This window comes from Exiguobacterium sp. s102 (assembly GCF_018618635.1).
Taxonomy (GTDB): Bacteria; Bacillota; Bacilli; order Exiguobacteriales; family Exiguobacteriaceae; genus Exiguobacterium_A; species Exiguobacterium_A oxidotolerans.
On sequence record NZ_JACSML010000001.1, the window covers coordinates 102908 to 116264 of the forward strand.

Annotated in this window: 8 protein-coding genes; 5 read left to right on the forward strand and 3 right to left on the reverse strand. The window is 47.7% G+C overall.

Features of this window, described 5'->3' with window-relative positions; translation table 11 throughout:
* Positions 1 to 50: 50 nt before the first annotated feature.
* The 3 genes from tnpB to KNQ02_RS00500 all read left to right on the forward strand — a co-directional run bounded on the left by tnpB (position 51) and on the right by KNQ02_RS00500 (position 3021).
* On the forward strand, positions 51 to 1223 hold the full coding sequence (gene tnpB / locus KNQ02_RS00490) for an IS200/IS605 family element RNA-guided endonuclease TnpB (protein WP_214807143.1): 1173 nt from the start codon (positions 51 to 53) through the stop codon (positions 1221 to 1223).
* A gap of 76 nt (positions 1224 to 1299) precedes the next feature.
* Complete coding sequence (locus tag KNQ02_RS00495; protein WP_214807407.1) at positions 1300 to 2349, forward strand: glycerate kinase; 1050 nt, start codon at positions 1300 to 1302, stop codon at positions 2347 to 2349.
* A gap of 102 nt (positions 2350 to 2451) precedes the next feature.
* A complete protein-coding gene (locus tag KNQ02_RS00500) occupies positions 2452 to 3021 on the forward strand; it encodes a hypothetical protein (RefSeq protein WP_088837869.1) in 570 nt (189 codons plus the stop codon).
* A 57-nt stretch (positions 3022 to 3078) separates the two neighbouring features.
* Here the strand turns inward: KNQ02_RS00500 and KNQ02_RS00505 are convergent, their stop codons facing one another.
* A complete protein-coding gene (locus KNQ02_RS00505; RefSeq protein WP_214807144.1) occupies positions 3079 to 3558 on the reverse strand; it encodes a glutathione peroxidase in 480 nt (159 codons plus the stop codon).
* A gap of 184 nt (positions 3559 to 3742) precedes the next feature.
* Here KNQ02_RS00505 and KNQ02_RS00510 point away from each other — a divergent pair, with 184 nt between their 5' ends.
* On the forward strand, positions 3743 to 3937 hold the full coding sequence (locus KNQ02_RS00510) for a hypothetical protein (RefSeq protein WP_088837867.1): 195 nt from the start codon (positions 3743 to 3745) through the stop codon (positions 3935 to 3937).
* Between the two features lie 74 nt (positions 3938 to 4011).
* Here KNQ02_RS00510 and KNQ02_RS00515 read toward each other — a convergent pair whose 3' ends face one another.
* Together KNQ02_RS00515 and KNQ02_RS00520 are read right to left on the reverse strand one after the other, a co-directional pair.
* Complete coding sequence (locus KNQ02_RS00515) at positions 4012 to 7593, reverse strand: SH3 domain-containing protein (RefSeq protein ID WP_214807145.1); 3582 nt, start codon at positions 7591 to 7593, stop codon at positions 4012 to 4014.
* A 200-nt stretch (positions 7594 to 7793) separates the two neighbouring features.
* The gene (locus KNQ02_RS00520) at positions 7794 to 9827 is read right to left on the reverse strand and encodes a thioredoxin domain-containing protein (RefSeq protein ID WP_214807146.1); all 2034 of its coding nucleotides are present in this window, start codon (positions 9825 to 9827) and stop codon (positions 7794 to 7796) included.
* A gap of 765 nt (positions 9828 to 10592) precedes the next feature.
* On the opposite strand from KNQ02_RS00520, the gene KNQ02_RS00525 reads away from it, so the two are divergent.
* Complete coding sequence (locus KNQ02_RS00525; RefSeq protein WP_214807147.1) at positions 10593 to 13340, forward strand: FN3 associated domain-containing protein; 2748 nt, start codon at positions 10593 to 10595, stop codon at positions 13338 to 13340.
* Positions 13341 to 13357 lie beyond the last annotated feature (17 nt).

Sequence of the window (13357 nt, forward strand, 5' to 3'; positions counted from 1 at the left end):
ATCGCCAGCCTGCTTTTCGGGTATATTCTTTTTGAAGGAGGTGAAAAATCTTGTTGACTCACAAGGCCTACAAATTCAGAATCTATCCGACAAAAGAGCAGGAAATCCTGATTGCGAAGACGATTGGTTGTTCGCGCTTCGTCTTCAATCACTTTTTGGCGAAGTGGGATGAGACATACAAAATGACAGGAAAAGGACTGTCTTACGGTTCTTGTTCGAAAGAAATTCCGATGTTGAAGCAGGCGTTCGACTGGCTGAAGGAAGTCGATAGCACGTCTGTGCAAACGAGCGTCAAACATCTTGCCGATGCCTTTGACCGCTTCTTCCAGAAGCAGAACGAACGACCCCGCTTCAAGTCAAAGTGCAACCCTGTTCAATCGTATAAGACGAACATTCAGGGCAAGTCTCAACTTCCAGAAGTCTCGATCGTCGGCGCCAAAATCAAAATTCCAAAGCTGAAGTGGGTGCGTTTCGCCAACTCGAGGCAGGTCGTCGGACGCATCTTGAACGCGACCATCCGGCGGAACGCTTCAGGAAAATACTTCGTCTCCCTGCTCGTCGAGCAGGAGAGCAACGAAATGCCGAAGACGGGTTCATCCGTCGGCGTCGATGTCGGGTTGAAGCACTTCGCCATCCTGTCGGACGGCACGGTGTACAAGAATGACCGTTACTTCCGTTCGCTTGAGAAAAAGCTGGCACGTGAACAACGTAAACTCTCTCGTCGTCAACGGTTGGCCTTGGACAAGAAAGGAACACTTTCCGAGGCGAAGAACTATCAGAAGCAGAAGCGGAAGGTCGCCCGCATCCACGAGAAGATCGCCAACAAGCGAACCGATTTCCTGCACAAGGTATCGACCGAGATCGTCAAAAACCACGGCGTCATCGGCATCGAGACCTTGCAGGTGAAGACCATGCAGAAGAATCGCAAGTTGAGCAAGTCCATCTCCGAGGTCAGTTGGTCGGAGTTCTTCCGCATGCTCGGATACAAGGCGGGATGGTACGGAAAGACCGTCGTGAAAGTCGGCAAGACCTTCGCCTCTAGTCAACTGTGTTCCAGTTGCGGACATCAACACAAAGACGTGAAACATCTTGGATTGCGTGAATGGACATGTCCGAGTTGCGGGATCCATCACGACCGGGATGTGAACGCAGGATTGAATCTTAAACAAGAAGCAGAACGCCTCTTAGCTTCTTCAACCGTCGGGACGACGGGGTTAGCCTGATCAATTTTCGACCGTTAGGTCGGATCACTCAGGAATCCTCCACCTCTAAGCGAAGCGTAGGTGGAGGTAGTTCAACATCAGCGATAGTTTCAAAGGCAGTTTGACATCGGAGGAAGTAGCGTTGGCCGTCCAAAACGGGATTTTACAAGGGGATCGAGAGGCGACGATTGACTGGAGCCCGGGAGCAGATGGAGGAGAAGGAACACTTGAGATGCTGTTTGCAAACGGCTTTGTTCAAGCAGAAGCAGAAACAATCGATTTAGCAGGTCGTCCGATTCGGGCACAATATACCAGGAAAAATGAACAAGCCATCATCGAGGTGGCGAGAGTTTGTGGTCTTGGACAGGTTAGAGCAACCGATTTGCCGATCACTCTTCATACGAGAGGCGTCGGGCGACTCGTGCTCCGCGCGATGGAGGCAGGGGCAACAGAATTTTTTTTGGCACTCGGTGGGACAGGGACGACGGATGGAGGACTTGGATTTTTGTATGAACTCGGTGCAGTGTTGCTTGACGGACGAAGTCAACCGATTACTTGGACGGACAACCCTTTATTCGAGACGGAACACATCATCTTGCCAAAGCTTGCCGTCAAACTTCACGTGTTGGCAGATGTAACAGCTGCTTATGCCGGAAAGCACGGGGCAGCGAAAGTATTCGGACCACAAAAGGGATTGACGGCGCGAGAAATTGATGTGCTCGATGTTCATCTCGAACGAATCGGTAACATACTCAGTGTCAACGAAGTCGCAGGTGCTGGTGCTGCAGGCGGGTTAGGTGGAGCTGCTGCGGCATTAGGGGCGGATATCTTGTCTGGAGCACTCTTTTTGTTGAATCAGATTAAGTTTGATCAACGGCTCGAAGCGGCAGATTACGTCTGGACAGGGGAAGGGAAAGTAGATGCGCAAACGGCACTAGGGAAGTTACCCGCAATCGTCGCCGAGCGGGCGAATGAAGCTTTAGTACCATGCGTGATACTTGCTGGTCATGTCGAACGTCGATACGCGCCAGCTTTAATCTGTGAATCGATTCATGATGCTGACGAATGCATCACGTTAGACAGCGAATTATCCCGTTTGCGTCTCGCTCGTCGTGCTGAGCAAATCACGCGTCGATTAAATACGTGAATTCGAAATCTTAGCACGATTTTCAAAGAATAGGAATGAAGCCTGTCTAAGCTGGGTAAAAGACTATATATTACCATATCATTTGGAAGGCAGGTCACATTCATGATCAATCAATCGATTCAACTGTCATTTCGTCAAGTGCGGGCACTCGTCGAACATACACTATTATTATTTAAAGAGCTGGACCAGCAGTTGGCGAATCGAGGGTACGAACCGATTCTTCCTGATCTTGTACAGACCGAGCATGGCTTAAGCATCCATCAGACAAAAGATAGTGCCGAGTCACTTGTCCCACATTTTTTGACGCGGTCGTACATCCGACAAAATGACAAGCATGTCCAACATGCGCTCGTCGTGTCTGTCCAATATACGCACCCGCTCCATGAGCGATTTGACCCCGTCGTACTGGTCGGCGACGTCGCGTTCAAACAACCGAAGCAGGTCGTGAAGTTGTTGACGGACAAACCGTGGTTATTAAAGTATGCCGCGTTTGAGTCGACGATCGCCAGTTCATTTGAACCGACGGGCGAACGTTTCAGCACGCAGCCGATCGAAGAAATCGAACGACTTGACGTCTGGGGACATTCGTTTACAGAAATGCGTGATGTCGAGGACGTGACACGTCTCGCGGAAGAGATGATTAAAGGACACCTTGAACCGGGCACACCTTAAATAGAAAAGACCACTGGTCAGATTCGCTGAAGAATCCGGCCGGTGGTCTTTTCATGTTCAGACACGAACGAGTAAGCGTTCGATGGCTGCTGTCAAATCAGTTGGGTTCGTCTTCGGTGAGAAACGTGTCACTTCACCATCTCGCGTGACGAGGAACTTCGTGAAGTTCCATTCGACGTCGTCCGCACCGTCTGCGTTTGGTGCGGCTGCTTTTAGTTCGGCGAATAAGGGGTGGGTCTGCGCGCCGTTGACTTCGACTTTTGAGAAGACAGGGAACGTGACACCGTAGTTGATTTGGCAAAATTCTTGGATTTCTTCATCCGTGCCCGGATCCTGCCCGGCAAATTGATTACACGGGAAACCGAGAACGACGAGACCCTGATCGCGATACGTTTGATGCAATTGTTCGAGTCCTTCGAATTGTGGCGTCAAGCCGCATTTACTGGCGGTATTGACGATCAGCCAAGCTTGTCCTTTGTAGTCGTCTAACGTCGCTGTCGTACCGTCGACGCGTGTGAATGAGTGTTCGTGTAACAAAAAAATTCCCCCTTAACTTGTCTTACCTAACAGTGTACCAAATGAATGTCTGAAGCGCCGAAAACGTAAACTTTCAGATGACAGTTCCGTCACAAAGCGTCGTCAATCCCGTGTCACTGCCCCACAAGCGGCCTGATCTTTGTTAGAATGGTAAGCGAGTATGGAAGGAAAGGAGAGATGCCACATGAGAAAAATGTTGAAACAATCGCGTCATGTCATGATCGCGACGCTCTGTCTCGTACTGGTCGCAAGTTGTATTACGTTGTTGACCCTTGGATTCGAACGCGATATTGTGATTCTTGTTTCTGGAGTGGTTGCCCTGTGGGTAACGATGCTAGCTCCTTTGACGGTCCAAGCTAAAATGAATGAGCAATCATAATCATCGGTCAAAGAAAAAACGCTGTTTCCGCAATGACGGGAACAGCGTTTTTTTGTTGCGAAGCAAAGTCGTGCTTATCGTGCAAAAACTGGAATATCGAAGACGGCCGTATAACTGTCCATCTGTTGATAGAGGTTATAGAGTTGGTACGTCTGTTTAACGGCCCAGCCCATGTCTGTTGCATATTGATGGGAACCAGGGCGCGTCGGACTCCAGCGCATTTTGTAAAGCGTGTTTTGGTCGTAGGCATTATGGATGTACTTCGTGCTAATGAACTCTGCACCACCAATGATCGCTGCTTCCGGTGTGAACCAGCCTTGGCTGTACGCGTAAGCTGCGCCAGTATTGATTGCATCATAGTCATATGCACCGATTCCGTACATGTTGTAGACTTTACGTCCGTTCCATGTCACACCCATCGCGAGTGTCGACGTGCCGTTGCCTGTCTCAAGCATCGCATGCGAGATGAGGTATGCTTCATTGACTGCATATTTTGCACCTGCGTCGATGAAAGCTTGTCCGCAACTTCCTGTCGTACATTTTGCAAAGATGCCTTTTGAACCGATGACTTTATCGAGCGTCGCGGCAGAAGCACCCGTCGACTTCGATAAATCAAGGAATTGATAGAATGATTGTGAGTTACGGTCGACCTTCAATGGATCAGCGATATCACGGACGTCTGACTCGAGTGCATTTAACCACTGGATTGTCGAGTAGTTCGAAGATGAACTGTAGACGCGTGGATACGTCGTATAGAAACCGCTGACGTTTTGGTAGACCTTAATTAAATTGTTTGGTTTGAACTGACCATAGATGTGACTCGCTGTCGTCGCGCCTGAACGGATGTTGAGCGGTGTCGTCGCTGTGACGGTTGCAAGCGTTCCGTAAACGGGATCGAGTCCACCACCGAGTCGGACGTAACCAGCACTGACATACATGATCTTATTTTTGTACAGATCTGTTTGTGGTGATGGATACAATTTCATTTGTGCACTGATGAAACTGTCGAACGTGTACGGTGTCGCAACTGAGTTGTAGACGTTCAATTTCGATGATGTCGTGACGAGTGTGCCATTATACGCATAGCCTGTTTTACCATCGTAGCTGACTTTATACCAGTTTCCGATTTGACCAGTGACGGTCAGGACGATGTTTGCAGGAATCGTCGTTAAGACGTTGTAAGAATCACCAACGTACGAGCGAAGTGACGTAGGCGCAGTTGCTCTTACATACAGCTTGTCTTTTGCCGTGTAGCTGATTGGTGACGTCGCTTGACCGAGTTTGACGTACCCTGTTTTCCCATCGACCGTGATTTTATGCCACTGGCTGTTCGTGAATGTCGTGACGAGTGTCGTCGTGTAGTAAACATTTCCGAAACCTAACGTCGTGACAGTTGTTGCCGTATCATCCGGAGATGATTTGACGGCAATGGCACTGTTCAGCAAGAAGCGTGAACCTGTGATTTTTTTCGTTTCGAGATGCTCTTTCAGTGTAGCGCTCGAAGCATAACCCGTTTTGCCATTGTAAGTTACTTTGACCCATTCACCAATCTGTCCGCTTAGCGTCACGACTGTGTCAGTCGGAATCGTCGTGAGTGTTGCGTATGATGATCCAGCGTACGAGCGAATTGGTGTTGCAGCTGTCGCTTCATACTGGTGTGAAGGTAAGCTGTTATATAAGATCGGTGTTCCTTGATTGATCTTGACATAACCTGTTTGTCCGTCGATTGACATACGGTGCCACTTCTCATCGCGTCCATTCGTGACGAGCTGCGTCGTATAGTAGACGTTTCCAGCCGATAGTGTCTTGATCGTATCAGCAGTCGAATGATGACTTGCTTTGATTTCGACGGATTTCGATAAGATGAAGCGTGAAGAAGACAAGGATTGCTTCGTAATTAATTCCGTCATTGTATCAGAGTCGGCATAACCCGTTTTTCCATCGAACGAGAGTTTGTACCACTCGTTGATTTTGCCTTTGATCGTTAAGATCGTTCCTGCCGGAATTGCTTTAATGACGTCGTAAGATCCGGCGTAAGAGCGGAGTGACGTCGTTGCAGTCGTCTTGACGTTCAAGTCTTCTGACGCATAAGAGACGGGCGTCCCTTGGTTGACAGGGATGTAACCTGTCTTACCGTCTTTTGTGACACGGTGCCATTTAGCTGAGCCGTTTGTGACGACTTCAGTCGTGTAATAAATGTCATCCTTGCTGAACGTCGCGACTGTCGTTGCTGACGATTTTGGTGAAGATTTGATGGCGACGTCAGTTGAAAGTTTGAAACGGACACCTGATATTTTTTCAGTCGTGACATGATCGGCAAACGTCGAAGCTGCTGCATAACCTGATTTGCCATCATACGTGATTTTGTACCAGCTGCCGATTTGACCTTTAATTGCGATGACCGTACCCGTCGGAATCGTTTTGACGGTCGCATATGAAGGACCGGCATAGGAACGAAGTGCCGTCGGAGCAGTCGTTTTTAAGGAGAGATCCGTCAGTGCTTTATAAGCAATCGACGTTCCTTGATTGATTTTGACATACCCAGTCTGACCATCTTTTGATACTTTGTGCCATTGTTCGCCAATCGCGTTCGTCACCAAGTATTTTGTATAGTAGACATCACCTGAGTGGAATGTCGCTTTTGTAGAACTCGTACTGGATGGGGTCGCTTTAATTTCAAGCGACTTCGTCATCATGAAACGAGAAGAAGCGATTTTAGCAGTCGACGTATACTCAGTGAGTGCCGTCGTTAATACATAGCCTGTTTTTCCGTTGTATGTAACACGGTGATAGAGACCTGATTTGACGGTCGATTTGACGAGAGTACCGCTTGGGATCGTCAAAAGCGATTTTTTACTTAAGTCCGTCGCATCATAAAGCGACGTCGTGAGCTTTAATTTGAACGTTGTTTCTTGGATTGTCGTGACGTTTTGTTTAGAGGCGCCAAGGAATGCCTCTTTGTACATATAACCGGATTTTCCGGCATAGGATACTTTGAACCAATCCCCAATGCGACCTGTCGTCTTTAAGGACGTCCCGCTCGGAACGACGAGTTCACGCGGGAAGCCTGTTCCTGCGTATTGACGAAGGCTGTACGCATCGGTCGTCTCATACGTCGTATCCGTCAAACGTTGATAGCTGATCGGATTTGCGTTGAGCGCTTGAATGTAGCTTGTTTTTCCGTCGTACATGACGCGATACCACACTTCACCGTAAGGATTGATGACCTTTTGAGAAGTGTAGTAGACATCGTTTGCATCGAGTGTCGCGATTGTTTTCGCGGTCGTCATCGCAGATTGATGGAGCGTCATCGGTTTTGAAATGGCGAAGCGTTGCCCACTGATCGATTGTTTTTGATAGTAGGGTGTTAAATATTTTGACGCGACGTATCCCGTTTTTCCGCCGTACGTTACTCTTCTGAAATAGCCAGAAGTAGATTCATACGTGGATGAAACGATTGTTCCGGTCTTGATCGTCAACAAGCGTTTCCGGGAAGATGTCGTCCGGTCATACAGATAACTATCTGTAGACAGGCGATAAGTCGTCGCTTTCGTCGTGGCGGCCTCAGGTGCTTTAGTATACGTAAACAATACGCCGAGGACCATGATGAAGCTGACGAGCATCTTCAAGGTTTTCGTGAATAGTGTCGTGTTCAAAGAGCATTTCCTCCTAGTTAGAATTCGTCCGGGGACGTTTCAGGCTCTAGGGTGTCGATTCTAAGGTGTAAGATAAGTGTTCCTATCTCTACTATCGACAATAAAACATTTATCTAAAGTAAAATTAGAATTTTTTTGAAAATAGGGGTTTAGATTTTTGAAAAACCCTTCTGTTTGTAGAAAACAGAAGGGAATGATTGTTAGAGATCCAGTTGAGCGAGGAGTTCGTCGAGGTTTGTCGTCGGTTGATCGCACGTAAAGTCGTGGCACAGATAGGCTGTCGGCTGACCCGCGATCAACTGGTAGTCTTCGATAAATGGAGCGATTTCGAGTAGTTCTGCTTTTCGGCCGACGAGAAGGGATAACTCCGGGTGACGGCGTTTGAAGAGGCGCCGGAGATGCGGTTCGACCTTCGTCATGTCGTCTGCTAACACAATCAATTCTTGAGGCTTCATCATGATACGGCAATAAGCGCTCATTAATGAAGCATAACCGGTCGGTTGTTGCTTGATATCTTCCGCGACCGATTGAAGGATACGGTGCGCCGTCTCGAGGTAACGCGAGTCTCCCGTCAATTGGGAGAGGCGGAATAAGTTCAAGGTCGCTGTGCTATTACCAGCCGGTGTCACACCGTCATAGACTTCCTTCGGTCGAATCAACAGGCGTTCTGCTTCTGACGCCGTGAAGAAAAAACTACCGGACGGATCGCCGAACGCTGAAAGCATGACATCCGTCAGGCGACGAGCCTGTTTAAGGTACGGTACTTCTTGTGTCGTAAGATGTAACTCGAGATAAGCTTCCGCGAGAAAACTGTAGTCGTCGAGAAATCCTCTGCCTTGAGCGTGTCCTTCTCGATAGCTGACGCGTAAGTGGCTACCATCGAATAAGTGGTGCTCGATGAAGGTGAGCGCGCGTTTGGCAACGGTCGTATAATGCGGGTTTCCTAAAATCCGTCCTGCTTTTGCAAAAGCGGAAATCATTAACGCGTTCCATGACGTCAAAATCTTATCATCCCGAAATGGTCGAGTTCGATGCGCACGGTGTGAAAAGAGTTGTTGCCGTTCGTGTTCAAGTTGGCGCACGACATCTGCGACGGGGCGTGCTACTTCAGCAGCGAATGCGTGGAGATTTTGATTTGAACGGTGAAACACATTCCGTCCTTCGAAGTTCCCGTTTGGTGTTGCACCGTAATACCGCGGGAAGAAGGCTTCTTCACCTAGCAGTTGTATCAGCTCATCATAGGAGAAACTATAAAATAGTCCTTCGTGACCGTCACTATCCGCATCTTCTGCCGAGTAGAAAGCACCTTCGTTCGATAACAGGTCACGTTCGACATACGTGAAGATTTCTTCCGCGTACTGTTTGAAGCGGTCATTCCCGGAAGCTTGATACGTCTCGAGGCAAAGGGTCGCGAACAAGGCATTATCGTAGAGCATCTTTTCAAAATGGGGAATCACCCAAGCGGCATCCACGGTATAACGATAGAGGCCGAAGCCGACTTGATCGGTGATGCCGCCGTCACGCATCGCAGTCAGCGTCCGCATGACCATCTGGAGTGCCGTCTCGTCTTCCGCGTACTGGTAATAATCGAGCAGGAACGTCAACAGGGACGGAGACGGGAATTTCGGTGCACCGCCAAATCCGCCATGCGTGACATCGAATTGGCGCATCGCTTGGTCGAATGTTGTGTGTAACAGCTCCTCATCCAGCGTGCCGTGCTGCTTGACCGTGCTGACATCGAGCAACGCCTGTTCGATTTGTGTACCGACCCGTTTAATTTTTTGCGGATCCGTTTGATAGTGTTCGCTCAGCTGAAGCAGGACTTGTCGGAAACTCGGGCGGTTGAACTGGGGTGTCTTCGGAAAATACGTCCCGATATAAAACGGAACTTGTTCCGGCGACATGAAGACGCTGAGCGGCCATCCTCCTTGACCGGTCATGATTTGGGCTGCCGTCATGTAGATTTGGTCGATATCCGGTCGTTCCTCCCGATCGACTTTAATCGAGATGAAACGTTCGTTCAGCATCGTTGCCGTTTCGTCATCCTCGAAACTTTCATGGGCAAGGACGTGGCACCAGTGACAGGTCGAATAACCAATCGATAAAAAAATCGGTTTATTTGCTGTCCGGGCGGCAGTGAAGGCTTCTTCTCCCCACGGATACCAATCAACCGGATTGGAAGCATGTTGTTGCAGGTAAGGGCTTGTTTCGTGAATCAACCGGTTTGTCGGCATAATGTGTACCTCGTTTCTTCTATAGTATTTGTATCTTTACGATAGCGATTTCTAAGGTCTGTATCAACTTGATTTAGTCAAAGAAATCTAGAGATAAAAAAAGATTGACTTTGTAAAATATTTTGTGTTATATTAAGAAATGTCATGAATCGGGGATGATCACTCATGTGAGAATCTTTAACCCACAATACACAATTTAATAATCAGGTCAGGATTTTTAGACCTTAACTGACAATCGAGTCAGACATAAGTCATCGCTTTTATTTTGTCCTTCTTCTTTAGGGAAGAAGTTGACCCAGCAAGATAAACCTTCCATTCGATACTTTTCAGCTCATCCGAGCGAAACTCTAAAAATCCCAGTAAATGCGTAACCTAATACGCAACTTGATTCTTGCTAAAACGCTTGATTCAGCTGGCGCGGCCAAGGAGCCGTAACAACGAAAGAGAGGTAGGGCTTTCGTCGTTTCAGGTGTTTTGATCACCTGTGTCCTCGATTCCACTGACAACTAATGTAAAAGAAACCAACACGCTGAGAAGGCGTTTTTTTTATGCCCTTTTTTAACTTGCTAACGGTGGGAAGACATCCATTGATGAGAGTGACTCCAAAAGATAATTATAATAAAAGCGAACGATAAAAATTTGTAAGCGATACCATTATTATCATTTACGAAGGATAACATGTTTTTTTACGAAAAATATACACTTTTCCAAATTATTTCTGATATTATAAAGAAGTGTCAGAAAATTAAATAGGGGGTCAACATCATGAAATACGGAAGTACGTTTGGTAAGTGGGCATTGGTCGGAGCATTAACAGCAGGTATTCTTCCGCAGGCAGGCATCATCGTAGGGGCAGAGGGCGAAGGCGTCATCCTGTCAGAGTACATAGAAGGATCGAGCAATAACAAAGCGATCGAGATTTACAATGGTTCGGGACAAATCATCAATCTCGCTGACTACACACTCGTACAGTATACGAATGGTGGACCGTCTGAATCAAAAATCACGCTTTCCGGAACGATTGACCCGGGGAAAACATTCGTCATTGCAAACTCAAGTGCAAATGCTGACATTAAAGCAAAAGCACAACAAACGACAGGATCACTGAACTTCAACGGTAACGATCCCGTTGCCCTGAAAAAAGGAGATGTCGTCCTCGACATCATCGGACCGATCGGATCAAGTGCGGATTTCGCGAAAGATACGACGCTCGTCCGTAACACAAACGTGACGACCGGTTCAAAAACATATGAACCGTCACAATGGACAAGCTTCCCGGTCGATACATTAACAGATTTAGGATCACATAAAGCAGTAGCAGGCGATATTCTCGTTGCACCAACGGCTGACCCAGTCGGCGAAGTTGAGCGTGGTGATAAAGTAACGCTTACAGGGGAAGGGACGATTCACTATACAGTCGATGGATCAACACCGACAGTTGAAAGTCCGGTTTACTCAGAGCCGATCATAATTAATGAGGAAATGACGATTCAAGCAGTCGTCGTCAAGAATGATAAAACGTCAGCCGTTTCGACGTTCAAATATTACATCGCACCACCCCTCACGAAAATCAGCAGTATCCAAGGAATTGCACATTTGTCTCCATACGCCGATCAACTCGTTCGGACGACAGGTGTCGTCACGTATATCGTGGATGCAAACAACTTCTACATGCAGGATCCGAATCCGGATAATAACAGTAAGACATCTGAAGGTATCTTAGTGTATTCGAAAAACCACGGAGCGGCAGTCGGACAAAAGGTCGCGACAACTGGATATGTGAAAGAATGGCTATTAGGTGGATATAGTGATAAAGCGGAGACAGACTTGCCTGTAACAGAGCTCAGTGCTGTCAACCTCGTTAAAGGAGCACTTAACGAAGGATTACCTGCAAGCATCGTCCTCGGTGGGGACGGCGTCTTGATTCCGACGGATGTCGTCGATAACGATGCGTTCGCGAACTTTGATCCGGAAGAAGATGCAATCGACCTGTATGAAAGTGTCGAAGGGATGCGTGTTGCACTTCCGAATGCCATCGTTACAGGTCCACAAGCAAACCGGACGATTCCGGTCCGGACGCAAACAGCAGACAAAGTCTACACGAAACGTGGTACACCAATCTTGACGGCAGACAACGTCAACCCGGAACGTCTCTTCGTCGAGATGGGCAGTTCGTCATACCGTGCGAAATCAGGTGACCGTTTTGAAGGAACGATTGAAGGCGTCATGAGCTACAACTACTCTGCTTATAAAGTCTTGTCAAAAGCAGCTGATCTTCCGAAACTCGTCACGAGTGAAATTGATCGTCAACCGACGAACATCGAAACAGGAGAGTCACGTTTGACGGTCGCATCGTATAACGTCGAAAACTTTGCTTCGACAGCAGACGCCGGGAAAGTTGATCGTGTCTCGGAAGGGATTGCGACGTTCCTCAAAACACCGGACATCGTCGGTTTGACAGAAATGCAAGATAACGATGGTGCAGTTGATAGTGGAACCGTCGATGCATCCAAATCATTTGAAACATTGATTGCAGCAATTGAAGCGAAAACTGGCGTTAAGTATGCGTATACAGACATCGCACCAGAAGATAAAAAAGATGGCGGACAGCCAGGCGGAAACATCCGTGTCGGCTTCTTGTATAACCCGGAGCGCGTCTCACTTGCACCAGGTAAAAAAGGAACGGCAACAGAAGCGGTTTCGGTCGAAAACGGCAAGTTGACGAGTAACCCGGGACGGATTCAACCGCTCGACCCGAACTTCGCAAGTTCACGGAAGCCACTCGTCGGGGAATTCCTCTTCAAAGGGGAGTCGTACCATGTCATCGTCAACCACTTTAACTCTAAAGGTGGCGACGGAGCAGACTTCGGTAAAAATCAACCGGTCGTACGTAAGAGCGAAGTACAGCGTCATGCGATTGCGACAATCGTCCAAGATTTCGTCAATGAACTCGAAACAGAAGTCAAAGACTCGAATGTCGTTGTTCTTGGTGACTTGAATGACTTCCAGTTCTCGAAAACACTCGACATCCTCAAAGGAAAGAACTTGTGGAACACGGTCGATGATCTTCCGAAATCAGAACGTTACTCGTATGTCTATAATGGTAACGCACAAGTACTCGATCACATCCTAATCTCGAAAAACTTAAAATCGTATACGTCTTCTGACATCGTCAACATCAACTCGGATTACATGGAAGCAGACGGAAGCGCGAGCGACCACGATCCGGCAATCATTTCGATTCAGGGGATGGAAAGCGCAAAAGCAGTTAATGGTAAAGCAGAAATCGGGAAATGGCGTGCTGTTCAAAAAGGAAAACATATCTTCATCGAGCGTAAACTTGCAGGAAACTGGGATAAAGCAAGTGAGACACACGCTGATCAGCAAGGTGAACTTCTTGAGCTACGTGTTTCTAAAGACCGTCCTTACATCAAGGTGAAAACGAAAAAAGGAAATACGGTTTGGTTAGAATTATCGAATGGGTATAAATTGAAAGAAACAGATAAGTATTAAGTAAAGAGGCTTAAAAG

What these genes read in the sequence shown, in the direction of transcription:
- KNQ02_RS00500 (WP_088837869.1), top strand. Translation starts at nt 2,452, where the DNA reads ATGATCAATCAATCGATTCAACTGTCATTTCGTCAAGTGCGGGCACTC.
- KNQ02_RS00510 (WP_088837867.1), top strand. Translation starts at nt 3,743, where the DNA reads ATGAGAAAAATGTTGAAACAATCGCGTCATGTCATGATCGCGACGCTC.
- KNQ02_RS00520 (WP_214807146.1), bottom strand. Translation starts at nt 9,827, where the DNA reads ATGCCGACAAACCGGTTGATTCACGAAACAAGCCCTTACCTGCAACAA.
- KNQ02_RS00525 (WP_214807147.1), top strand. Translation starts at nt 10,593, where the DNA reads ATGAAATACGGAAGTACGTTTGGTAAGTGGGCATTGGTCGGAGCATTA.